The organism is Brevundimonas sp. SORGH_AS_0993 (genome assembly GCF_030818545.1).
In the GTDB taxonomy this organism is placed as follows: domain Bacteria; phylum Pseudomonadota; class Alphaproteobacteria; order Caulobacterales; family Caulobacteraceae; genus Brevundimonas.
This window is the reverse complement of sequence record NZ_JAUTAH010000001.1, coordinates 2,893,363-2,914,633: the sequence shown is the minus strand read 5'-3', so window position 1 is coordinate 2,914,633 and position 21,271 is coordinate 2,893,363. Positions and strand designations below refer to the sequence as shown.

The window sequence follows — 21,271 nt, the reverse complement described above, 5'->3', positions numbered from 1 at the left end:
CGTTTGCAGGAAACGCCGAACGTCCAATGTCGGTCCATCGGGCCGCCTGGTCAATGGCGCCCCCCGTCACGGCTGTGTGCGGCGGATCGGCGCGGCGGCGGATCAGAAGGTCGGCTGGTCGGCCAGAACGACGGCGCCCTGGCTGCGCATCCGGTCGCTGTCGATGCGGCGCATGATCGTCTGGGCCTGCGGATCGGCCATGACGCCGCCCAGCATGACCAGGGCCTTGGCCGCCTCGGTCTGGACGCCGAACATCTCCGAGATGGCCTCCCAGGTCGACTTGGGCTTGGGGAAATGGCGGAAGCGCACGGACTCGTTGGCCGGAATCTTCGCCAGTTCCTTGGCCTTGGCCACCGCCTCGGTCACTCCGCCCAGCTGATCGACCAGACCTAGGGGGAGGGCCTGCGAGCCGGTCCAGACGCGGCCCTTAGCGATTTCGCGCACCCGCTCGACCGGCAGTTTACGGCCGATCGACACCCGCGTGACGAAGTCGTCGTAGACGCGGTCCATCTGGCCCGAGAAGGCCGCCCGCTGCGCCGGGGTGAAGGACTGGCTAGGCGAAAAGGCGTCGGCGTATTCGCCGCCGACCGACAGTTCGCGCATGTCCACGCCGAACCGGCCCAAGGCGTCCGCCAGAACGAACTTGCCGCCGAACACGCCGATGGAGCCCGTCAGGGTCGAGGGTTGGGCCACGATCCAGTCGGCCTGGGAGCTGATCCAATAACCGCCCGAAGCGGCATAGGCGCCCATGGAGACCACGACCGGCTTGCCCGCCGCCCGCGCCGCCTTGACCGCCGCCAGAATTTGCTCGGACGCCTCGGGCGAGCCGCCGGGCGAGGAGACGCGGAAGACGATGGCCTTCACCGACTTGTCGGCGATGGCGTCGTAAATGGCCTCGGCCGTGTCGTCGGAATGGATGCTGGAGCCGCCGCCGAAGCCCCCGGCGCCTTCGCCGCGGCCGGTGACGATGGCCCCTTCTCCGCCCACGATGGCGATGGTGTTGCGGCCCGATCCGGTGCGCGCGCCCTTCTCAGAGGCGTATTTGTCGAACTCGACGATTTCGGCGCCCTGTCCGGCGCGGGCCTTCACGGCGGCCTCGGCCTCCTCGACCTGGCCGACCTTGTCGATCAGCTTGTTGGCCAGCGCCTGTTCGGCGGTGTAGGGGCCGGCTTCGATGGTCGTGCGCAGGGCTTGCGGCGTCGTCTTGCGGTCCTTGGCGACATAGCCCAGGGCGTTGTCGTACAGGGCCGTCATCCAGGCGGTCATCGCCTCGCGGTGCGGGCCCGTATAGTCGCTCTGCGTATATTCGTTGACGGCGTTCTTGTATTCGTAGCGCTGCTCGAACTCGGGCTTGACGCCGTATTTCTGGAAGGCGCGGCCCAGGAACAGACTATCGGCCGAGAAGCCCGTGGCCTGGAAGCCGGCAGTGTTCTGCATCCACAACTCAGAGGCCGCGGCGCCCACCATATAGGTCGAAATCACCGCCCCGACCGGCGCGAAACCCTGGCTGTGGGCGATCACCGGCTTGTCCGCGGCGCGGAAGCGCAGGATGGCCTGGCGCAGTTCGTCGGCCGTCGCGGGCGTCATGCCGCTTTCCGGCAGGCGGATCAGCAGGGCCTTGACGCTGGGATCGGCGCCCGCCTGAGCCAGGCCGTCCACCACCTCCGTCACCGACAGGCCAGGGCCGCCGAAGGCCGAGAAGGGGTTAGTCGACGGCTGGTCGCTGATTCCTTCGCGCAAATCCAACTCCAGCACCGAGGCGGCCGGCAGGGCGGGCTTGGACGATCCGGCGACGGCGACCGTCACCAGAACTACCGGAATAACGACGAGGAACAGGATCAACCCGGTGAAGACACCCAGGACCGTCAGAAAGAATTGCTTCATGGGAGGAGGCGCGCTCGCAAAGGCCGACATGGCCGAGCGTCAGCATAGGGCCGGATCGCAGCCGGTCAAAGGGCGTGTCCGCATACGAAAAGGCCCGCCGTTTCCGACGGGCCTTCCTTCATGTCCGATCGAACGATCAGCGCACGATGTCGTAAACGCCGTTCACGTCGATCCGCACCGACATCTCTCCGGCCGACACGGAGGTCGAATCCGCCACCTGGGCGCGGGCGAACATGGCCACCGGCATTGGCGGCGACGGGGGCGTATAGCCGCCGCCTTCGCTCAGGCTGCGCACGCCGCCCAACTGGACGCCCAGGGCGCGAGCGTACAGTTGCGCTTTGGACTGAAGGGCGCGCACCGCCAGTTCGCGGGCCTCGTTCTCGGCGGCCGACGGATCCTTCAGGCCGAAGCTGATGCCGTCGATCTGATTGACCCCGGCGGCCACGACCGCATCGGCGGTCGTGCCGACCTTGCTCAAGTCGTTGATCCGCACCGAAACCCGGTTCGTGGCCTGATAGCCGCGCAGCTTGGGCGGCTGGTTTTCCTGATAGTCGTACTGGGCTTGCAGGTTCAGGCCCGAGGTCTGGATGTCGCGTTCGGCGACGCCCGCACGGCGTAGGGCCTGCATCACCTGGGTCATGCGCGCAGCATTGTCGCGCATGGCGGCCGCGGCGGTTGGCGCCTCGGTCTGCACCCCGAAGTTGATGGTCGCCATGTCGGGCGCCACCTTGACCTCGCCATAGGCCGACAGATTCAGGGCGGGGGCGGTCTGCATGATCTGGACGGCTCCGGGCTGTGTCGCCGTCTGGGCGGCGGACGGGGTGGCGACGGCGGACAGGGCCATGGCGGCGGACAGGGCCCCGCCCAGCGCCAGGGCTTTCAGCGAAGAGGTTTTCATCAAGCGGTTCATAGTGTGGGAATCTCCGTGTTCGTCCTGAACGGCGCGTTCGCCGATCCATGGCCGCAACCTTGGCCTTTGGAGCCTGAATGAACGCCACCGCCCGATGTCGGTTTCCGTTCATCTTTGTGAATTCGCCGAAAGCCGTGCGACCCCCATGTGGCGCTTGGCAAGCCCGCCCCGCCCCTGCTAGGCGGTGCCTTCCACCGGCTGAACGCCTGGGGGCCTGTAGCTCAATGGTTAGAGCCGACCGCTCATAACGGTCTGGTTGGGGGTTCGAGTCCCTCCGGGCCTACCACCCTCCGCTCGACGAAAAGCTTTGACCTGGGCGGAACAGCGCAGCAGGTCGGTGGTTTTTCGGGGACGAGATGGAGCCCCCCGATGACCGACCCCCACATCCCTACGCCCGAAGAGATCAGGCACGTCCAAGAGGAAGCGGATGAGCTGGAGGCGCGCGCCGAGCGGGACGGCGTTCTGCCGAATTACGACGCCAAGGGCGACGGAATCGGGCCGCAGACGGGAGTGGTTCCCTGATCGAGGGGATGCGGCCGGGGGCTCCCCTTGGCGGAAAACGCTACCTATATGGGCGGCGCTGAATGAAGGAGCCGCCATGGCCTATGTCGCCCGCACCGACCGCCCCGCCGACAAGGCCGCCCGCTACGCCGAGGTCGAGGCGGAAATCCTGGCCGTGCTGGAGGGCGAGCCGAACCTGACGGCGCGGATGGCGACCGTGGCCTCCATGCTGGCGAACGCCTTCGATCCTTATTTCTGGACCGGCTTTTATGTCGTGGCGCCGGACAAGGCGGACGAACTGGTGGTCGGCCCCTATCAGGGCACATTGGGATGTTTGCGCATCGCCTTCGGACGCGGGGTCTGCGGGACCGCCGCCGCGACGCGACAGACGCAGATCGTCCAGGACGTCCACGCCTTTCCCGGCCACATCGCCTGCGACAGCCGCTCGGCCAGCGAGATCGTCGTGCCGGTGCTGGACTCCAAGGGCCGGCTGATCGCCGTATTCGACGTCGATGCGACGGAAAAGGCCGCCTTCGACACCGAGGATCAGGTCGCGCTGGAGCGACTGATGGCCAAGGTCTTCGCCCAGAGCTGAGACCCAGGGTTGAGACAGGCGGCCTGGCGCGATTTAAGTCGCCCCAGCAAGGGAGAAGGACATGACGGAACGAGTCGTCGCCATCACGGGCGGTCATGGCGCGCTGGGCCAGGCGGTGCTGGACGCCGCGCTGCAGGCCGGGCTGAAGGTCGCCGTCATCGATCACGCCGAGGGCCACGCAGTTCCCGACGGCGTGCTGGAGTTGGGGGGCGTCGATCTGACCGACGCCGCTCAGGCGCGAGAGGTGGTGGACGCCGTGATCGCCCGGTTCGGCCGGCTGGACGCCCTGTTGAACATCGCCGGCGGCTTCGTCTGGCAGACGGCGGACGACGCGGCGCCCGCCTGGGACCGGATGTACGCCCTGAACCTGACCACCGCGCTGAACGCCTGCCGAGCCGCCCTGCCCGCGCTGAAGGCTTCGCCCGAGGGAAGGATCGTGAACGTCGGCTCGGCCGCCGCCCTGAAGGCCGGGGCTGGCATGGGCGCCTATGGGGCGTCGAAGGCGGGGGTGCACGCCCTGACCCAGAGCCTGGCCGAGGAGTTGAAGTCCACCAAGGTCACGGTCAACGCCGTCCTGCCGTCCATCATCGACACCCCCGCCAACCGCAAGGAAATGACCGACGCCGATCCGGCGGCCTGGGTCGCGCCGGCCGACTTGGCCCAGGTCATCCTGTTCCTGGCCTCTCCGGAAAGCCGGGCGATGACCGGCGCCCTGGTGCCCGTGACGGGCCGGGTCTGATGCGGACCGAGCGCGTCCGCAGCGTCCTTTACCTGCCCGCCTCCAATCCTCGCGCGATCGAGAAGGCCCGCACCCTGGACTGCGACGTGGCGATCCTGGACCTGGAGGACGCCGTCGCCCCGGATCGCAAGATCGAGGCGCGCGCCGCCGCCGTGGAGGCGGTGCGCCAGGGCGGCTTCGCGCCGCGACTGGGCGTGCGAATCAACGCCCTGGGCACGCCGTGGTGCGCGGATGACGCCGCAGGACTGGCCGAGGCGGGCGCGACCCTGATCGTCGCACCCAAGATCGAGACGCACGAGGCGGTTCACGCCCTGTCGGCCGCCCTGCCCCACAACGCCCGCCTATGGGCTATGATCGAGACGCCACGCGCCCTCTTGAACCTGACCGAGATCGCCGACGCCGGGGGCGCGCTGGACGGACTGATGCTGGGGGTCAACGACCTGGGCAAGGCCCTGGGGACCGGGGCTTCGGCGGCGCGCGAGCCGTTCAAACCTTGGCTGGCGATGATTGTCCTCGTCGCCCGCGCGCACGGCCTGCTGGCGCTGGACGGAGTGTTCAACCGCATCGACGACGCCGAGGGTCTGGCGGCCGAGGCGGCGCAGGGGCGGCTGTACGGCTTCGACGGCAAGAGCCTGATCCACCCCTCCCAGATCGCCGCGACGAACCAAGCCTTTTCGCCGACGCCCGAAGACATCGCCCAGGCCCAGGCCATCGTGGCCGCCTTCGCCGCAGAAGACGCCCAGGGTCTGGGCGCGATACAGGTCGGCGGAACCATGGTCGAACGGCTGCATCTGGACCAGGCCCGGGCCCTGCTGGCCCGCGCAAACGGCGGATAGGGTCGCGGATTAGTCCGCCTTGCGACACCGCGTCGCCTTGCGAATTCGAAACGACCTCACCAACTGCATAGTATACCGTAATATGAGTCCTCGCCCGCGACAGGAGCCCTGATGCCGCATGCCGACAGCCTGATCCTCACCCTGGTCGGGGGCTTCGTCCTCGCCTTCGTGCTCGGCATGTTGGCCAATCGGCTGAAACTATCGCCGCTTGTCGGCTATCTGGTCGCCGGCATCATCGTCGGGCCGCACACCGCCGGCTTCGTCGCCGACACCGAACTGGCGCCGCAGCTGGCCGAGATCGGCGTCATCCTGTTGATGTTCGGGGTCGGGCTGCATTTCTCGCCCAAGGATCTGATGCAGGTGCGAAAGGTCGCCATTCCCGGCGCCCTGGTGCAGATCGGCGCCGCCACCATCATGGGCTGGGCGCTGGGCCGCTTCGCCCTGGGCATGAGCGATGCTGAGGGCCTGCTGATGGGCTTCGCCCTGTCGGTCGCCTCCACCGTCGTGCTCATGCGTGCGCTGGAAGAGCGACGGCAGAACAAGGGCGAGATCGGCCGCATCGCCGTGGGCTGGCTGATCGTCGAGGATCTGGTGATCGTCATCGCCCTGGTCATGCTGCCGATGATCATCATGCCGCCGGGTCACGCCATAGATGGCGGCGCCCTGGCGTTGAACATCGGCTGGACCCTGCTGAAGGTCGCCGTCTTCGTCCTGGCCATGCTGTACGTCGGCGGCAAGGCCCTGCCCTGGCTGCTGGTGCGGATCGCCCACACCAAGTCGCGCGAACTGTTCACCCTGGGCGTGCTGGCCATCGCCCTGGGCATCGCCTGGATCGCCTACTACCTGTTCCACTCCTTCGCCCTGGGCGCCTTCCTGGCAGGGCTGGTGCTGAACGGCACGCCCTTGGGCCACAATGCGGCCGAGCGGTCCCTGCCGCTGCGCGACGCCTTCGCCGTTCTGTTCTTCGTCTCGGTGGGGATGCTGTTCGACCCGTCGATCCTGGTGAAGGCGCCCTTGGCGGTCGCAGGCGTCATCGCCATCGTGGTGGTCGGCAAGACCCTGGCGGCCCTGGCCATCACCACGACGTTCAAGCTGGATCGCAAGGCCAGCCTGACCGTCGCCGCCAGCCTGGCCCAGATCGGGGAGTTCAGTTTCATCCTGGCCGCCCTGGGCATGACCCTGGGCGCTATGAGCCAGGAGACCCACGACCTGATCCTGGCTGCGGCCCTGATCTCGATCACCCTGCATCCGTTCGTGTTCAAGCTGATCGACCGGATGGGCGCCGCGCCCGATCCGGCCCGCATCGCCCGCGCCGAGGCCAGGGAACAGGCGGCCGAAGTCGTGAGGCACTGACGCCGCGCCACCCTCGCCGCCGCATGCTGCGGCCTTGGCCTGCCCGACGCGGGGGATTAGGATGGCGGGCATGACTTTGGACGCCGACACCGCCGCGACCTTGGATTACGGAGACGGCGAGTTCGCCGTCCTGAAACCGGGCCGTTTCGTCCGCTGCGCGGTGACGGAGCGGCCGATCCCGCTGGAGACCCTGCGGTACTGGAGCGTCAGCCGGCAGGAGGCCTACACCAGCCCGGCCGAGTTCGCCCAGCGACTGAAGTCCGCCGGATGATCCCGTCGCGTCGCGCGGTGATCGGCGGCCTGGGCGCGAGCGTGGCCCTGCCGGCCGCCGCCGGCGCAGTTCCTCAAGGCCGCGCCCTCTCTCTGACGCTGAACGGCGCCTGGCGTCAGGGCGGTTACGCCTTCGGGCGGACGACGCCGGGCGCGATGATCCTGGTGGACGGGGAGGCCCTGACCGTGGCCTCGTCTTCGGGCCTGTTCGTGGTGGGTTTCGACCGCGACGCCGGGCCGCGCGCGGAGATCGAGGCGCGCACCGGGGCCGGCTCAGCCCGCCAGGCATTGGACATCGCTCCCTATGCGTTTCCGTCCACCCGCATCGACGGCCTGCCGCCCGCCACGGTGGAGCCCAGCGACCCCGCCCTTCTGGACCGCATCCGGCAAGAGGCCGCTCTCAAGGCCGAAGGCTTCGCCAGCCGGGCCGAGACCGACGATTTCCGCGACGGCTTCATCTGGCCGCTGGAGACCTATCGCGTCTCCAGCGCCTGGGGCGCCCAGCGGGTGCTGAACGGCACGCCGGCACGCCCGCACTACGGCATCGACCTGGCGGCGCCCGCCGGGACCACGATTCGCGCGCCCGCCGACGGTCGCGTGGCCTTCGTCCGACCCAATATGCATTTCGAGGGCGGCCTGACCCTGATCGACCACGGCCAGGGTCTGATCACCGCTTATCTGCATCAGTCGCGGCTGGACGTCCTGCTGGGTCAGACCGTTCAACGGGGCCAGGCTCTGGGCCAGGTCGGCATGACCGGCCGCGCCACCGGCCCGCATCTGTGCTGGCGGATGAAATGGCGCGACCGCAACATGGACCCGTCGCTGATGGTCGGCGTCCAGGCGCCGCGCGGCCCGATCTGAAACGGCGGTTGTGCTTTGACGCGAGACGTAGCATCCCTCGCCGATCAACGGTCGTCCGCGCAGAATCCTGAATGTCGTCCCTAGTGTCGCTGAACATCCTGCTGGCGGACGACAGCCAGCCGATGCGCGCCCTGATCGGCGCCCTGCTGCATTCGGCCGGGGTGCGCACGATCCGCGAGGCCGCCGACGGCGGGGCCGCCTATGCGCTTCTGAAACGCCATCCGATCGACCTGGCGATCATCGACTTCAACATGCTTCCGATGGACGGGGTGGCCTTTACCCAGCGGGTCCGCACCGCGCCCGACAGCCCGAACGCCTATCTGCCGATCATCATGATGACCAGCCATTCGGCCGCCAGCCGGGTGTTCGAGGCGCGTGACGCCGGCGTGACCGAGTTCGTGGCCAAACCTATCACGGCCAAGGCGGTGCTGGACCGCATCAACGCCGCCATCTTCAAGCCACGCCCCTTCGTCCGCACCGACGCCTATTTCGGACCTTCGCGCCGCCGCCGCGACATCGAAAGCTATAGCGGGCCTTTCCGGCGCGCCTCCGACGCGAAACGCTAATCCAAGGCGGCGTACACCCGGTCGGGCCAGCGTTTGTGGACCCAGAACCAGTCTTCCGGCGCCTCGCGTACGCGATCCTCGACGAAGGTGTTGGCCGCTTGAATCCCGGCCAGAATGTCGGCCGCCTTGTCGCCTGTGTCCGGCACGGCGATGGGCGCATGCGCCGTCACACGAAAGCGCGCATCGGGCAGACGCACCACCGACAGCGGCAGCATCACCGTGTCGAACTTCTGCGCCAGCCGCGCCGCGCCCGGCGAGGCGTTGACCGGCTGGTCGAAGAACCGGACCTCCGGCCCCTGATTGTATTTCTGATCGACCAGCAGGGCGATGGAATCGCCGCGTTTCATTCCGGCCATCAGGTCGCGCGTGCCGTCGCCCTTGGGCGCGAACAGGCGGATGCCGTAGCGTTCCCGGCTCTTGCGGATCAGGGCGTCGACATAGGGGTTGTTGGCCGCGCGATAGGTCACTTGGCACGGCACGCCGGCAGCCATGATGACCGCCGCCATCACCTCGAAATTGGCCAGATGGCCCGAGATCAGCACCGCCGGCTTACCGCCGTCGCGCAAGGCGTGCAGCCGCTCCATCCCGACCACCTCGACCCGCCCGCCGGCCGGCGTCAGTTGATCCATCACCGCCAGTTCGGCGAAGGTGCGTCCCGTCCGGTCCCACTGTTCGCGGGCCAGGGCCGCGCGACGCTCGGGCGTCATTTCGGGAAAGGCGATCCGCAGATTGCGCATCACCGTCTTCTGCGTGCCGGTCAGCGGCCCCAGGGTCCTCAGCAGCCACCCGCCTAGGGCCGAGGCGCGCTCGACCCCCAGCAGGCGCAGGAAACCGAACAGCGCCTGGAAGCCGACGGCCTCCAGGCGCCAGACCAGGTCCTGGGTCATTTTTGTTGCGCTACCGCCCTTCGGGCTGCTTGAGCGCGTGTCATGGGCGCTACCGCCCTTCGGGCTGCTTGAGCGCGTGTCATGGGCGCTACCGCCCTTCGGGCTGCTTGAGCGCGTGGATGCGCTATCGCCCGTCGGGCCGTTTGTGCGCGTGTCTTCACCAGGCAATCGTCAATCCGCCGTCCACGACCAGGGTTTGCCCGGTCACATAGGCCGAGGCTGGGCTGCACAGATAGACCGCCGTGCCCGCGATTTCATCGGGCTGGCCGATCCTTTTCAACGGCGCCGGCTCCGTGACCTGTTTCAGCAACTCGGGATTCTCCCACAGATATTTAGCGAAATCGGTCTGGACCAGGCCCGGGGCGATGCAGTTGACGCGCACGTTCGACGGTCCCCACTCCACCGCCAGATTGCGCACCAGTTGCATGTCCGCGGCCTTGGAGATGTTGTAGGCGCCGATCAGGGCGTTGCCCCGCAGACCCCCGATGGACGAGATCACCAGGATCGCCCCGTCCTTGCGCTCAAGCATCTGGGGAGCGACCATCTGGATCAGCCAGTGGTTGGAGATCACGTTGTTCTGGAGAATCTTCTCGAACTGGTCGTCGGCGATGCCCGCCATCGGCCCGGCGTAGGGGTTGGTCGCGGCGTTGCAGACCAGGATGTCGATCTGACCGAAAGCGGCGTTGGTGTCGTCCACCAACCGCTGCAAGTCGTCCTTGGAGGCGATGTTGGCAGGAACCGCGATGGCGCGGCCCTCTCCATATTTGCCGTTGATCTCGGCGGCGACCTCTTCGCACGGCCCGGCCTTGCGCGAGGATATGACCACCCTGGCGCCATGCTCGGCCAGCCGTTCGGCGATGGCCTTGCCGATTCCGCGCGACGAGCCGGTGATGATGGCGACCTTGCCGGTCAGATCGAACAGTTGCATGGCGTTTCCCTTGGATTTGTCGGGGATATTTCTTCTCCCCGCTCTAGCCGAACGACATTGATAGCCTGATACTCAGGCGATTCCATCCGGGAGTGGCCGACCGCCAGCCGATGCGCAACCTCACAACGGGCTTCCTCTACTTCGCCTATCTGTTCCTCGGCCTGACCGTGGGCGCCTTCCTGTGGCGCGCGGGTCTGGGGATCGGCGCCGGCGTCGCGGGAGCCCTGGGCGCGCTGGGCCTGCTGGGCGCCTTCCACGCCATCGTCACGGGCGTCGCCGAACGGCGCGCCCTCAAGAAGGAAATCGGCCATGTGCGCGAGGCGCACCGCCTTTTGGCCGATGCGATGGAATCGACCCAGGGCGCCCTGACCGAACTGGCCCACGCCATCGAAAGCGGCGTCCTGTCCGACACCGACGCCCTGACCGGCGAGGTCCGGATGCTCGAGAGCCTTGTCCAACAGATGAGCGACAGCATCGACGCCCGCCTTGCCGCCGCCGCGCCTGCGGGGGTCGAAACCTTCGAGGGTCGGCGCCAGGCCCAGTCCACCCTGCTGCTGCGCACCATTCACGAGGCCCTCAGCGAAGGGCGCGTCGATCTGTATCTGCAGCCCGTCGTCTCCCTGCCCCAGCGCCGGACCCTGTTCTACGAGAGCTTCACGCGCCTGCGGGACTCCACCGATCGGGTCATGATGCCGGCGGAATATCTGTCCCTGGCCGAGGGCGAGGGGTTGGTGCCGGCCATCGACAATCTGTTGCTGTTCCGCTGCGCCCAGATTGTGCGGCGTCTAGCGCGTCAGGACCGCAAGGTCGGGGTCTTCTGCAACGTGGCGCTGACTTCTCTGGGCGACGAGACCTTCTTCCCCAAATTCCTGGATTTCCTCAGCGAAAACCGTGACCTGAACCAGGCCCTGATCTTCGAACTGGGCCAGGCGACGTTCGATGCGCGCGGCGCTGTCGAGGCCCGCAACATGGCCAAGCTGGCGGACCTGGGCTTCCGCTTCTCCCTGGACAAGGTGCAGACGCTGGACCTGGACTTCGCCGACCTGCAGAGGTCCGACGTCAAGTTCATCAAGGTCGCCGCCGACCTGATGATCGAACAACTGCTGGACTTGGACGGCGGCGCCCCCCTGCGTTCCATGCCCGACATCCAGGCCGCCGACTTCGCCGCCCTTACCCGCCGCTACGGGGTCGAAGTGATCGCCGAAAAGGTCGAGAACGAACGCCAGGTGGTCGACATCCTGGAGCTGGATGTTGCGATGGGCCAGGGCCACCTGTTCGGCGAACCCCGCGCCATCAAGGAACAGGTCCTGGCCGAAACAGACCCGCCTGCCGACTTCCTGCGCTCCACCCTGCGCAGCGCGGAGCAGCGTCGACGGTTCAGCTAGTCTCGGTGCTTCCGAGGTTTCTCGCTAGAATCGGCCCCGGAATGACGAAGGACAGGGTCGATCCGCCTTCTCCCATCTTTCCAGACGGGCTAAGGACGGCCCCATGACCTTCCCCCATGCCCTGCCTCATCTCGGCGCCATCGCCGGCGATTACGACATCCTGCTCTGCGACGTCTGGGGCGTGATCCACAATGGCCGCGAAAGCTGGCCAGGCCCGTGCGAGGCGCTGACCCGGTTCAACGACCAGGGCGGCCATGTCGTCCTGATCTCGAACTCGCCGCGGCCCGCATCGGACGTGATCGCTCAACTGGACGGGCTGGGCGTGCCGCGCGAAGCGTGGAAGGCCTTCGTCACATCCGGCGACGCCACCCGCGCCGAACTGGCCAAGCGCGCGCCAGGCCCGGCCTGGATCGTCGGCCCCGAACGCGACGCGCCCCTTTACGCCGGCCTTGGACTGGAGCGGGCCGCCAGCGCCGAGGAGGCCGCCTTCATCTCCGTCACCGGCCCGGTCGAGGATACGACCGAGACGCCAGAGGACTATCGCGCCCGCTTCGAAGTGGGCGCCCGGCGAGAACTGGAGCTGATCTGCGCCAACCCCGACCGCGTCGTGCAGCGGGGCGACCAGTTGATCTACTGCGGGGGCTCCCTGGCCGATCTCTATGAATCGCTGGGCGGCCGGGTCGTCATGGCGGGCAAGCCCTTCGCACCGATCTACGACCTGGCCCTGAAGGAGGCGGAAAAGCTGCTGGGTCGCCCGGTCGACCGCTCGCGCGTGCTGTGCATCGGCGACGGCGTCGTCACCGACGTGATGGGCGCAAACGCGCAGGGGCTGGACTGTCTGTTCATCGCGCAGGGCATCCATGGCGACCAGGCCAAGGGGACGGACGGGACGCTCGATCCCGCCCCGCGCCTCCGATCTGCTGAAGGCCGAAACCACCTACGCCCGCTACGCGGCGCTGGAACTGAACTGGTAAGGCTCGCCATTTTGTCGCATGGCGGCTAAAGCCTCGGACATGGTCGATTTGGTTCAGCAGCATCCGTCCGGTGGTTACATCCTGGACGAACTTCACGTCGGCATGGCGGCCGAAAAGATCGTCGTGGCGACGGAGGATCGAATCCGCCTGTTCGCCGAGGCGTCGGACGACTTCAATCCCGTGCATCTGGACGAGGCTTTCGCCGCCAAGACCGCCTATCGCGGCCGGATCGCGCACGGCCTGCTCAGCGCCTCTTTCGGCTCGGCGGTTGTCGGCACCATCCTGCCGGGCGCGGGGTCCATCTACGTCTCCCAGACCCTGGCCTTCCACCAGCCGGTGCGGATCGACGACGTGGTCCGCATCCGGATCACCGTGATCGAGATCGAGCCGGAGAGCGCGCGGGTGAAGCTGAGCTGCGAAGGCTTCGTCGGCGAAACCCTGATCATGGACGGCGTGGCGGTGGTCCGCGTGCCGCGTCGACGCAAGCCCTCGGCCCGCTGACATGCAGGTCGTCCGCGACTGGCGCGATCTGCCGGACGCGCTGAAGGGGGCGGCGGTCGCGGTCGGCGCCTTCGACGGCGTGCACCGGGGCCACCAGGCCGTCATCGCCGGCGCGCGCGACGCCGCCGAACGGCTGGGCGCTCCGCTGGGGGTGGTCAGCTTCGACCCGCATCCGCGCCGCTGGTTCCAGCCCGAGGCCGCGCCCTTTCGCCTGATGCGGCCGGACCAGATGGCCGAGGCCCTGGCCCCGTTGGGCGTGGACATCCTGTACCTGCTGCCGTTCGACGCCGAGATGGCGGGCATGACCGACGCTGCCTTCGCCGAGCGGGTGCTGACCAGCGGCCTGGACATTCGCCACGCGGCCGTGGGTTTCGACTTCACCTTCGGCAAGGGGCGCTCCGGCTCGCCCGAGGCCCTGCGGGCCTATGGCTCGCGCCTGGGTTTCACCGTCTCGGTCGCCGAACGTCTGGACGACGCCCACGGGCTGAAACTGTCGTCCAGCGCGGTGCGCGAGGCGCTGAAGGCCGGAGACATGGACCGCGCCGCCGCCATTCTGGGCCGTCCTTTCGCAATTCGAGGCGAGGTGATCCATGGCGACAAGCGCGGCCGCACCATCGGCGTGCCGACCGCGAATGTGCCGCTGGGCGACTATATGCGCCCGGCCTACGGCGTCTATGCGACCCGCAGCCGCCTGCCCGACGGCCGGGTGATCGACGGCGTCGCCAGCTTGGGCGTCCGGCCCATGTATGCGCTGGAAACCCCGCTGCTGGAGGTCTGGTTGTTCGACTTCGACGAAGTTCTGTACGGCCAGACGCTGGACACGCAGCTGATCGGCTGGCTGCGGGGCGAGGAACGGTTCGACGGCCTGGACGCCCTGAAGCCTCAGATCGACGCCGATGCCCGCGCCGCCCGCGCCCTCCTTGCCCGCCTATAGGGGCCGAAGGCCCGCCGCGAACCGCTTCCAGTTCTGGACATAGTGGTCGGCTGACATCTGCAGCACGGCGATCTGTGACGGATCGCGTTCGCGGACCACCCGCCCCGGCTGGCCCATGACCAGGCTGTTGTCGGGGATGACCTTGCCCTCGGGGATCAGGGTGTTGGCGCCGATCAGGCAGTTCCGGCCGATCTTGACCCCGTTCAGGATCACCGAGCCGATGCCGATCAGGCTGTAGTCCCCGATCTTGCAGCCGTGCAGCATGACGTGGTGGCCCACCGTCACGCCGCGCCCGATCGTCAGGGGCGATCCGGGATCGGTGTGCAGGACGCTGCCGTCCTGGATGTTGCTGTCCGGCCCCACCACAATCGGATCGTTGTCGCCGCGCAGCACGGCGCCGAACCAGACGCTGGCGTTCGCGTGCAGAATCACATTCCCTATCACCGACGCATTCGGCGCCACCCAGTATTCGCCCTCCGGCGGATGCTGCGGTTTGCTGTCTTTCAAGGCGTAAAGGGTCATCCGGACACCGCCTAATCTTTGGAAAATAATGGCTTTAACGGAACGCTAACCACGTTAGCATCATTCTGTTGATGCGATTCGAAGGTCGCCATTTCGGCCCCGAATCCGAAACCGGATCAAGCGCGATCCGGTCAATTGTCGGGGCTGTCGCTTGGGGCGTTGGGATCCTGGTTCGGTTGTTCGGCGGCGGGACCATCCCGTTGCGGACAGCCCTGTCGTCGATCCAGGCGGCCGTTGCGCAGGCCGCGACCTTTTCCTCCCCAAGCCCACACAAGGCGGAACCCGTTCGGGTCCGCCTTTTTTCATGCCCTGGAGGCGTCCATGACCAAGCGTGCTGCAACCAAGCGTCAAACACGTGAACACGGGATCCTGGATTCCCATGACTTCATGGAGGAATCGAAAGTTCGCCGGCTGCACGCCTCGAACGGCGGCGGTCGCGCGGGCTGGTCGCCCTATCCGTCGAACGACGACCGCGACCAGGGCTATCTGAAGACGCTGAAACCCAAGTCGGACGGCCAGGCCGAGCTGATGGCCGCCATGGACCATCACAACCTGGTCATGGCCCTGGGACCGGCAGGCACCGGCAAGACCTATCTGGCGGTCGCCAAGGCGGTCGAGGCGCTGGAGGCGGGCAAGGTGGGCCGCATCGTCCTGAGCCGCCCCGCGGTCGAGGCCGGCGAATCTATCGGCTTCCTGCCCGGCGACATGGAGGACAAGCTGGCCCCCTATCTGCGCCCGCTCTACGACGCCCTGTCGGACAGGCTCTCGATGAAGCGCGTCAAGGCCCTGATGGCCGAGGGCCTGATCGAGATCGCACCCATCGGCTATATGCGCGGCCGCACCCTGAACAACGCCTTCATCGTGGTGGACGAGGCGCAGAACTGCACCTACGTCCAGCTGAAGATGCTGCTGACCCGCCTGGGCTGGCATTCGACCATGGTGGTGACGGGCGATCCGCAGCAGTCCGATCTGTTGCCCGGCATCTCGGGCCTGGCCGACATCTCGGCGCGGCTGGAGGCCGTGGACGACATCGCCGTGGTGCGCCTGGCCGAGCGCGACATCGTGCGCCACCCGCTGGTCGCCTCCATGATCGGCGTCCTGTAACGGCGACGTCGCCGCCGCAGAGTGATTTCGCCTTGTGGCGAGGAGGACCGTCGGACCTACTGACGGCCCTCCTTTCGTTCCGATCAAGGACAGACGCGATGACCCCGTCCGCCCGCCCGCTTCGTTCCGCCGCCGCCCTGGGCGCCCTGTTCAGCGTGCTGGTCGCCGCCCCGGCCCTGGCCCAAGATCACGCCCAGTCGCCGCCCAGCACATCCGACGCCCGCGCCCTGCATGAGCGGCTGCTGGTCCTGGACACCCACCTCGACACCCCCGCCAATCTGGTCAAGCCGGGCTGGAGCATCCTGGACCGCCACAGCGCGACCGAAGACGGTTCCCAAGTCGACTATCCCCGCATGGTCGAAGGCGGGATGGATGGCGGCTGGTGGGCGGTTTATTCCGCCCAGGGTCCGCTGACGCCCGAGGAGACCGCCGCCTCTCTGGCTGTGGCCCAGGCGCGCATCGCCGCCATTCGCGCCCTGACGACCGACCACCCGGACAAGTTCGGCCTGGCCCTTCGCGCGGCCGACGCGGCCCCCATCGCCGCCTCTGGCCGGCGGGTGGTCTTCATCTCCATGGAGAACGCCTACCCCCTGACCGGCCGCCCGGACCAGGTCCAGGCCTTCTACGACCAGGGTCTGCGGATGATCAGCCTGGTTCATTTCGCCAACAACGAACTGGCGGATTCTGCGACCGACCCGGCCGGTCCGCGCTGGCATGGGCTCAGCCCCGCCGGGCGGCGCATGGTGGCCCAGGCCAACCGTTTGGGCATGGTGATGGACGCCTCCCATGCCTCCGACGAGGTGTTCGACCAGCTGGTCGCCTATTCCGCGACGCCGATCATCCTGTCCCATTCGGGTCCGCGCGACGTCTATGACCATCCGCGCAACATCGACGATGCGCGTCTGCGCCGGCTGGCGGCCTCGGGCGGCGTCATCCAGATCAACGCCCTCGGCGCCTATCTGAAGGCCCTCCCCGAGACGCCGGAGCGAACCGCCGCCGTGGCCGCCCTGCGTCAGGCGTTCGGCCCCGCCCCCGCCCGCACGCCCGAACAGAACGCCGCCTACCAGACCCGCCTTCGCGCCCTGAACCGCCAGATTCCACCGGCTCAGGCGGATTTCGAAGACTTCATCGCCCATCTACTGCACGCCCTAGCCGTGGTCGGGCCGCGCCATGTCGGCGTCGGCGCCGACTGGGACGGCGGCGGCGGCGTGAACGGCATGAACGACGTCTCGGCCCTGCCGCGGATCACCGAACGGCTCCTGGCAGAAGGCTATTCCGAGGACGACATCGCCGCCATCTGGTCCGGCAACGCCCTGCGTCTGCTGAGACAGGCCGAGGACTACGCCGCCTCCCGGGAGTAGCGGCAAGCGCGCGGTTCGCGCTCGGCTTGGGTTCGAACGGAACGAGGGGCGAAAATCCGTCCCATTTGGCCTAAACAGGCCCGCTAACCACCCTGATCCCCTCTTCGAGCCCCCGCCCTATGTCCCTCCCCCGCTCCCGCAGACTGTCGGTCGCCCCGATGATGGACTGGACAGATCGGCATTGCCGGGCCTTCCATCGGGCGCTGACGTCTCAGGCGCTGCTCTATACCGAGATGGTGACGGCGCCAGCGGTGATCCATGGCGATCCCGAGCGGCTGCTGGGGTTCGACGCGGTGGAGCATCCGGTAGCGCTGCAGATCGGCGGCTCGGACCCGGCCCAGTTGGCTCAGGCGGCGCGGATCGGCGCGGCCTACGGCTATGACGAGATCAATCTGAACGTCGGCTGCCCATCCGACCGGGTCCAGTCCGGCCGTTTCGGGGCCTGTCTGATGCGCGAACCCGAGCTGGTCGCCGACTGCATGGCGGCCATCCGGGAAACGGTCGACATCCCCGCCACCGTCAAATGCCGCATCGGCGTGGACGACCAGAACCCGGCGGTCAGCCTGTTCGCCACGGTGGACGCCAGCGCGGCGATCGGGATCGACACCTTCATCGTCCACGCCCGCAAGGCCTGGCTGAAGGGCCTGTCGCCCAAGGAGAACCGCGACGTGCCGCCGTTGGACTACGCCCTGGTGCGTCGGCTGAAGCGCGAGCGACCGCATCTGAACATCTCGATCAACGGCGGGATCGCCTCTCTAGACGAGGTCGAGGCCCATCTGAACGCCGCCGACGGGGTGCGACTGGACGGGGTCATGTTGGGCCGCGCCGCCTATCATGAGCCGGCCCTGCTGGGTCAGGCCGACCGGCGCATCTTCGGCCAGCCGACGGCCGACATCGACGCCTTCGCCGCCTTGGAGCGCTATCGTCCCTATATGGCGGCGCGCCTGGCCGAGGGCGTCGCCCTGCCCGCCATGACGCGGCATATGCTGGGTCTGATGCACGGCCGGCCGGGCGCACGGGCCTTCCGCCGCATCCTGACGGTCGAGGCTCTGGCGCCGGGCGCCGGTCTGGAGGTCGTGGACCGGGCCGCCGACGCCGTGCGTGACGCCGAGACGCGGCGCGAACAGGCGGCGTAACCCAATCTTCAGACGCCGGCCCGCAGGGTGCGACCAAGTTCCTGTTTTCGGTCCCGGATTTTCCATGCCCCTGCCTTCGTCCCTGCCGCTTCGCCTCGCTGCGCTGGCAACCTCCTTGGCCGCCGCCCTGGCCCTGCTTCCCTGCGCTACGCAGGCCCAGGACAACGGGCGCTTCGCTGTCGGCGCCCAGGTCGGCACGCCAGGTCTGGGCCTTCAGGCTCAATGGGCCGTCACGCCCAAGGTCGTGCTGCGCGGCGGTTACGACGTCCTGAACTGGGATCGGGAGCAGACTTACAAGGGCATCGACTACGACGCCAAGGTCGATTTCAAGTCGCCGGGCGCCTTTGTCGACCTGCATCCCTTTGACAACGGCTTCCTGATCTGGGGGGGCGCCTATTTCGGATCGCGCAAGATCGATCTGGACGCTACGCCGACCAGCAGCGTCGATATCGGCGGCGCAACCTTCACCCCAGCCCAGGTCGGCGCCCTGACAGGCAAGATCGAACTGGCCAGCACCGCGCCCTTCCTGGGCCTGGGCTATGACAACACCTTCGCCCTGAACGGCCGGCTGGGCTTCCGCGTGCTGGCTGGCGCCGCCTTCGGCGACAAGCCCAAGGTGGATCTGGACGCCCGCGGCGGGACCCTGTCGAACGACCCCGCCTTCCGCGCCCGTCTGGACAACGAGGAGCGCGAAATCCAAGACGAGGCCGACAAATACAAGGTCCTGCCCGTGGTGCAGGCCGGGCTGAACTTCCGATTCTGACTTGGTCGACGGCTCGAGCCTGGGAGTTCGAGCCACCACCGCCGCCATAATAACTATTTATTTTTCAATGATTTAATCAGGAAACAATCGGAAACGATTGTCGCAAACGGCTATTGGGCCGCTTTTTCGCCACAAGTTAACGCGACAAGACGCGCGCCGGCGGCGTTGGGAGCCGGCGCCTCCCGAGCGAAATCCATGATCGGCGCTTCCGCTGCCATCGCCATGTTCTGGGCCGCCCTGTCCTCGATCTCGAGCGGGCCAGTCCCTTACAATGTCGCTGTCGCGGCGGATGCCGACAGGGTGGAAACACCCGCAGCTTCAGTCAGTTCCCCGGCCGATGCCGACAACCTGCCGACGGTGCTCAGCACCGAACAGCAGGAATTGATGGACAGCGATCCCGACTGGCGCGCCTCGGCCCGGCTGTACCACGCGGGCGGCGGCGGCGCGACGGGCAACGATTCGCTGGGTTGTCGTCCCATCGCCATGCGCACCGTCGCGGTCGATCCGCGCGTCATCCCCCGCCGCACCAAACTGTTTATCCGCGAAACGGTCGGCATGCGTCTGTCCGACGGCACGATCCACGACGGCTACTGGTACGCCTCGGACACCGGCGGCGCAATCAAAGGCCAGAAGATCGACCTCTACACCGGCGCCGGCCGCGGCTCGATGGACCAGGCCCGTCGCCTGAACATGCGCACCCTGACCATCGTGGATGCGGGCGAGTTCAACGGCTGTCCGCCTGCCTGGCGCCAGACGGCCTCGCGTTAGCCCCAACGTCCTGAAATGCAGAACGCCGGCGACGGAGCCCGTCGCCGGCGTCTTCATGCCTGACCTTGGCCGCCGCTTCAGTCGGTCTCGGTGACTTTCAGCTTCGACTGGACCATGTCCTCGCCGTAGGTTCCGACCCAGATGTCGTAGCGGCCGCTCTGGGGATTGGTGATCTTGATCTTGGGGTTCATGCCGCCACCGCTGTCGTCGTCGCAGTAGAAGCGACCGTTCGGGGCGTTGATCAGCAGGGTAGTGTCGCTGTCCGCCTCGGCCAGGAAGGTCAGATCGGCGTCGCCCGCATCATAGAAGACCTGAAAATCCGGAGCGGCGCTGACCTTGCCCTCGCAGCCGTCCTTGGCGGCGGAGGCCGAAACCGAGCCACCGGCCTGGATGTCCTTGATATAGGGATCGGGGGTGAAACCGACGCGCAGATTCACACTGCCGTAGTTGGGGTCCAACTCGATGTCGGGCGAACCGCCGCCTGATTCGTCGGAGTCCCCCAGTTCGCTAATCGACAGGGTCGATTGCACCATTCTTTTATTGTAGGCGCCCACCCAGACGTCGTAGCGGCCGCTCTCGGGCGAATTGACCGTGATCTTGGGGTCAAGGTCGCCGCCGCTGTCGTCGTCGCACAGCCACCGGCCGCCCGGGGTGTTGATCAGCAGGGTCGTGTCCTCCGACGCCGCGACCGAGAAGGTCAGGTCCAGAGAGCCGGCCTCGTAGAACAGCTGGAAATCCGGCGCCGAACTGACCGCACCCTCGCAATCCGAACGGACCTGCGACGCCTGGGTGCTGCCGCCCGCGCGGATCGGCTTGGTGAAGGGGTCGGGCGTGAAGCCGCTGGACAGGTGCGTCGAGCCGTAATTGGGGTTCAGGGTGAAATCCGGCCCGTTCCGGACCGCCGATTTCTGGGCGAAACTGACACTCGGCGTCAGCAGCAGCGCCGCAGCCGTTACGATGGCGATTGATCTCATGGGCTCCCTCCCTGCGGCGTCCTGCCGCGCCCGAACCATACGCCATTCGACTGCAAGATGAAGCTGTTGGCGTCAGAAGCGACGGCGGCCCGACACCGTCTCGAAGAACAGTCGAAAATCGCCCATCAGGCTCCACAGCGGATACTTGAAAGTCGCCGGCCGGTTCTTCTCGAAGAAGAAATGCCCCACCCAGGCGAATCCGTAGCCGACCAGGGGCATGGCCAAGAGCCACCACGGATTCCGCGTGACCAGAAAGAGAACGAAGGCCGCGATCACCAGCCCCGTCCCGACCACATGGATGCGCCGGCAGGTCCGATTGGAATGCTCGTGGATATAGTAGGGGTAGAAGGCCTGGAACGAGGCGTATCGATCCTGGGGTAGAGACGGCGTGCTCATGGCCGCAGGTTGCGCCGGGATTTGGCGGGTGGCAAGCGGCGCCGCTGCGAACCCACAAGTCCCCCCGCGCGCCGCTATCCAACACCGTCATCCTCGCCCCAGGGCGAGGATGACGGCGAGGCA

The 21,271-nt window shown here is 67.5% G+C and carries 23 protein-coding genes, 1 tRNA gene and 1 pseudogene; 18 read left to right on the top strand and 7 right to left on the bottom strand.

Going from position 1 to position 21,271, the window contains the following annotated elements:
• Positions 1-102 precede the first annotated feature (102 nt).
• The gene (sppA, locus tag QE389_RS14320) at positions 103-1,884 is read right to left on the bottom strand and encodes a signal peptide peptidase SppA (RefSeq protein ID WP_307368704.1); all 1,782 of its coding nucleotides are present in this window, start codon (positions 1,882-1,884) and stop codon (positions 103-105) included.
• A gap of 136 nt (positions 1,885-2,020) precedes the next feature.
• The gene (locus tag QE389_RS14315) at positions 2,021-2,782 is read right to left on the bottom strand and encodes an SIMPL domain-containing protein (RefSeq protein ID WP_307368701.1); all 762 of its coding nucleotides are present in this window, start codon (positions 2,780-2,782) and stop codon (positions 2,021-2,023) included.
• A gap of 222 nt (positions 2,783-3,004) precedes the next feature.
• On the opposite strand from QE389_RS14315, the gene QE389_RS14310 reads away from it, so the two are divergent.
• The 9 genes from QE389_RS14310 (at position 3,005) to QE389_RS14270 (ending at position 8,515) form a co-directional block, all read left to right on the top strand.
• A tRNA-Ile gene (locus tag QE389_RS14310) sits at positions 3,005-3,080 on the top strand.
• A gap of 83 nt (positions 3,081-3,163) precedes the next feature.
• The gene (locus QE389_RS14305) at positions 3,164-3,316 is read left to right on the top strand and encodes a hypothetical protein (protein WP_307368698.1); all 153 of its coding nucleotides are present in this window, start codon (positions 3,164-3,166) and stop codon (positions 3,314-3,316) included.
• 76 nt (positions 3,317-3,392) lie between these two features.
• Positions 3,393-3,890: a GAF domain-containing protein gene (locus QE389_RS14300; protein WP_307368695.1), complete on the top strand. Its 498-nt coding sequence runs from the start codon at positions 3,393-3,395 to the stop codon at positions 3,888-3,890.
• A 61-nt stretch (positions 3,891-3,951) separates the two neighbouring features.
• Positions 3,952-4,629 (top strand): SDR family NAD(P)-dependent oxidoreductase, encoded by a 678-nt coding sequence (locus tag QE389_RS14295; RefSeq protein WP_307368692.1) that lies wholly within the window; start codon positions 3,952-3,954, stop codon positions 4,627-4,629.
• The gene (locus QE389_RS14290) at positions 4,629-5,465 is read left to right on the top strand and encodes a CoA ester lyase (RefSeq protein ID WP_307368689.1); all 837 of its coding nucleotides are present in this window, start codon (positions 4,629-4,631) and stop codon (positions 5,463-5,465) included. Before QE389_RS14295 ends, QE389_RS14290 begins: the two co-directional genes overlap by 1 nt.
• A gap of 111 nt (positions 5,466-5,576) precedes the next feature.
• A complete protein-coding gene (locus tag QE389_RS14285) occupies positions 5,577-6,818 on the top strand; it encodes a cation:proton antiporter (protein ID WP_307368686.1) in 1,242 nt (413 codons plus the stop codon).
• A 70-nt stretch (positions 6,819-6,888) separates the two neighbouring features.
• Positions 6,889-7,089 (top strand): DUF2093 domain-containing protein, encoded by a 201-nt coding sequence (locus QE389_RS14280; RefSeq protein ID WP_307368683.1) that lies wholly within the window; start codon positions 6,889-6,891, stop codon positions 7,087-7,089.
• A complete protein-coding gene (locus QE389_RS14275) occupies positions 7,086-7,949 on the top strand; it encodes a M23 family metallopeptidase (protein ID WP_307368680.1) in 864 nt (287 codons plus the stop codon). Before QE389_RS14280 ends, QE389_RS14275 begins: the two co-directional genes overlap by 4 nt.
• A 71-nt stretch (positions 7,950-8,020) precedes the next feature.
• Positions 8,021-8,515, top strand: coding sequence for a response regulator (locus tag QE389_RS14270; protein ID WP_307368677.1), 495 nt, complete (start codon positions 8,021-8,023; stop codon positions 8,513-8,515).
• On the opposite strand, the gene QE389_RS14265 is transcribed toward QE389_RS14270, so the two are convergent.
• Together QE389_RS14265 and QE389_RS14260 are read right to left on the bottom strand one after the other, a co-directional pair.
• On the bottom strand, positions 8,512-9,402 hold the full coding sequence (locus QE389_RS14265; protein WP_307368674.1) for a lysophospholipid acyltransferase family protein: 891 nt from the start codon (positions 9,400-9,402) through the stop codon (positions 8,512-8,514). The genes QE389_RS14270 and QE389_RS14265 overlap by 4 nt on opposite strands.
• Positions 9,403-9,559: 157 nt before the next feature.
• The gene (locus QE389_RS14260; RefSeq protein WP_307368671.1) at positions 9,560-10,330 is read right to left on the bottom strand and encodes an SDR family NAD(P)-dependent oxidoreductase; all 771 of its coding nucleotides are present in this window, start codon (positions 10,328-10,330) and stop codon (positions 9,560-9,562) included.
• A gap of 110 nt (positions 10,331-10,440) precedes the next feature.
• Between QE389_RS14260 and QE389_RS14255 the strand changes: the two genes are divergently transcribed.
• The 4 genes and pseudogenes from QE389_RS14255 (at position 10,441) to QE389_RS14240 (ending at position 14,124) form a co-directional block, all read left to right on the top strand.
• A complete protein-coding gene (locus QE389_RS14255) occupies positions 10,441-11,715 on the top strand; it encodes an EAL domain-containing protein (protein ID WP_307368668.1) in 1,275 nt (424 codons plus the stop codon).
• 103 nt (positions 11,716-11,818) lie between these two features.
• Positions 11,819-12,689, top strand: a pseudogene (locus tag QE389_RS14250) (TIGR01459 family HAD-type hydrolase).
• A 39-nt stretch (positions 12,690-12,728) separates the two neighbouring features.
• Positions 12,729-13,190 (top strand): MaoC family dehydratase, encoded by a 462-nt coding sequence (locus tag QE389_RS14245; protein WP_307368665.1) that lies wholly within the window; start codon positions 12,729-12,731, stop codon positions 13,188-13,190.
• A 1-nt stretch (position 13,191) separates the two neighbouring features.
• A complete protein-coding gene (locus QE389_RS14240) occupies positions 13,192-14,124 on the top strand; it encodes a bifunctional riboflavin kinase/FAD synthetase (RefSeq protein WP_307368662.1) in 933 nt (310 codons plus the stop codon).
• Here the strand turns inward: QE389_RS14240 and QE389_RS14235 are convergent.
• On the bottom strand, positions 14,119-14,646 hold the full coding sequence (locus tag QE389_RS14235; RefSeq protein WP_307368660.1) for a gamma carbonic anhydrase family protein: 528 nt from the start codon (positions 14,644-14,646) through the stop codon (positions 14,119-14,121). The two genes, QE389_RS14240 and QE389_RS14235, sit on opposite strands and share 6 nt — an antisense overlap.
• A 309-nt stretch (positions 14,647-14,955) precedes the next feature.
• On the opposite strand from QE389_RS14235, the gene QE389_RS14230 reads away from it, so the two are divergent.
• From QE389_RS14230 to QE389_RS14210, 5 genes are all read left to right on the top strand, one after another.
• Positions 14,956-15,750, top strand: a complete 795-nt coding sequence (locus QE389_RS14230) for a PhoH family protein (protein ID WP_307369115.1) — start codon at positions 14,956-14,958, stop codon at positions 15,748-15,750.
• 98 nt (positions 15,751-15,848) lie between these two features.
• Positions 15,849-17,111, top strand: coding sequence for a dipeptidase (locus QE389_RS14225; RefSeq protein WP_307368657.1), 1,263 nt, complete (start codon positions 15,849-15,851; stop codon positions 17,109-17,111).
• A 119-nt stretch (positions 17,112-17,230) separates the two neighbouring features.
• Entirely contained in the window at positions 17,231-18,247 is a 1,017-nt protein-coding gene (gene dusA / locus QE389_RS14220) for a tRNA dihydrouridine(20/20a) synthase DusA (protein ID WP_307368654.1), read from the top strand.
• A 64-nt stretch (positions 18,248-18,311) separates the two neighbouring features.
• Positions 18,312-19,010, top strand: coding sequence for a hypothetical protein (locus tag QE389_RS14215; RefSeq protein WP_307368652.1), 699 nt, complete (start codon positions 18,312-18,314; stop codon positions 19,008-19,010).
• Positions 19,011-19,205: 195 nt separating this feature from the next.
• Positions 19,206-19,778: a 3D domain-containing protein gene (locus QE389_RS14210; RefSeq protein ID WP_307368650.1), complete on the top strand. Its 573-nt coding sequence runs from the start codon at positions 19,206-19,208 to the stop codon at positions 19,776-19,778.
• A 77-nt stretch (positions 19,779-19,855) separates the two neighbouring features.
• On the opposite strand, the gene QE389_RS14205 is transcribed toward QE389_RS14210, so the two are convergent.
• Together QE389_RS14205 and QE389_RS14200 are read right to left on the bottom strand one after the other, a co-directional pair.
• Entirely contained in the window at positions 19,856-20,752 is an 897-nt protein-coding gene (locus tag QE389_RS14205; protein WP_307368648.1) for a hypothetical protein, read from the bottom strand.
• A gap of 72 nt (positions 20,753-20,824) precedes the next feature.
• Positions 20,825-21,148 (bottom strand): Mpo1-like protein, encoded by a 324-nt coding sequence (locus QE389_RS14200; protein WP_307368645.1) that lies wholly within the window; start codon positions 21,146-21,148, stop codon positions 20,825-20,827.
• Positions 21,149-21,271: the final 123 nt, after the last annotated feature.

Excerpts from the sequence above, each read along its gene's own strand:
- QE389_RS14315 (WP_307368701.1), bottom strand. The coding sequence starts at position 2,782 with ATGAAAACCTCTTCGCTGAAAGCCCTGGCGCTGGGCGGGGCCCTGTCC.
- QE389_RS14245 (WP_307368665.1), top strand. The coding sequence starts at position 12,729 with ATGGTCGATTTGGTTCAGCAGCATCCGTCCGGTGGTTACATCCTGGAC.
- sppA (WP_307368704.1), bottom strand. The coding sequence starts at position 1,884 with ATGAAGCAATTCTTTCTGACGGTCCTGGGTGTCTTCACCGGGTTGATC.
- QE389_RS14200 (WP_307368645.1), bottom strand. The coding sequence starts at position 21,148 with ATGAGCACGCCGTCTCTACCCCAGGATCGATACGCCTCGTTCCAGGCC.
- QE389_RS14235 (WP_307368660.1), bottom strand. The coding sequence starts at position 14,646 with ATGACCCTTTACGCCTTGAAAGACAGCAAACCGCAGCATCCGCCGGAG.
- QE389_RS14240 (WP_307368662.1), top strand. The coding sequence starts at position 13,192 with ATGCAGGTCGTCCGCGACTGGCGCGATCTGCCGGACGCGCTGAAGGGG.
- QE389_RS14225 (WP_307368657.1), top strand. The coding sequence starts at position 15,849 with ATGACCCCGTCCGCCCGCCCGCTTCGTTCCGCCGCCGCCCTGGGCGCC.
- QE389_RS14275 (WP_307368680.1), top strand. The coding sequence starts at position 7,086 with ATGATCCCGTCGCGTCGCGCGGTGATCGGCGGCCTGGGCGCGAGCGTG.
- QE389_RS14270 (WP_307368677.1), top strand. The coding sequence starts at position 8,021 with ATGTCGTCCCTAGTGTCGCTGAACATCCTGCTGGCGGACGACAGCCAG.
- QE389_RS14265 (WP_307368674.1), bottom strand. The coding sequence starts at position 9,402 with ATGACCCAGGACCTGGTCTGGCGCCTGGAGGCCGTCGGCTTCCAGGCG.
- QE389_RS14285 (WP_307368686.1), top strand. The coding sequence starts at position 5,577 with ATGCCGCATGCCGACAGCCTGATCCTCACCCTGGTCGGGGGCTTCGTC.
- QE389_RS14255 (WP_307368668.1), top strand. The coding sequence starts at position 10,441 with ATGCGCAACCTCACAACGGGCTTCCTCTACTTCGCCTATCTGTTCCTC.
- dusA (WP_307368654.1), top strand. The coding sequence starts at position 17,231 with ATGTCCCTCCCCCGCTCCCGCAGACTGTCGGTCGCCCCGATGATGGAC.
- QE389_RS14300 (WP_307368695.1), top strand. The coding sequence starts at position 3,393 with ATGGCCTATGTCGCCCGCACCGACCGCCCCGCCGACAAGGCCGCCCGC.
- QE389_RS14305 (WP_307368698.1), top strand. The coding sequence starts at position 3,164 with ATGACCGACCCCCACATCCCTACGCCCGAAGAGATCAGGCACGTCCAA.
- QE389_RS14280 (WP_307368683.1), top strand. The coding sequence starts at position 6,889 with ATGACTTTGGACGCCGACACCGCCGCGACCTTGGATTACGGAGACGGC.
- QE389_RS14290 (WP_307368689.1), top strand. The coding sequence starts at position 4,629 with ATGCGGACCGAGCGCGTCCGCAGCGTCCTTTACCTGCCCGCCTCCAAT.
- QE389_RS14215 (WP_307368652.1), top strand. The coding sequence starts at position 18,312 with ATGCCCCTGCCTTCGTCCCTGCCGCTTCGCCTCGCTGCGCTGGCAACC.
- QE389_RS14295 (WP_307368692.1), top strand. The coding sequence starts at position 3,952 with ATGACGGAACGAGTCGTCGCCATCACGGGCGGTCATGGCGCGCTGGGC.
- QE389_RS14260 (WP_307368671.1), bottom strand. The coding sequence starts at position 10,330 with ATGCAACTGTTCGATCTGACCGGCAAGGTCGCCATCATCACCGGCTCG.
- QE389_RS14210 (WP_307368650.1), top strand. The coding sequence starts at position 19,206 with ATGATCGGCGCTTCCGCTGCCATCGCCATGTTCTGGGCCGCCCTGTCC.
- QE389_RS14205 (WP_307368648.1), bottom strand. The coding sequence starts at position 20,752 with ATGAGATCAATCGCCATCGTAACGGCTGCGGCGCTGCTGCTGACGCCG.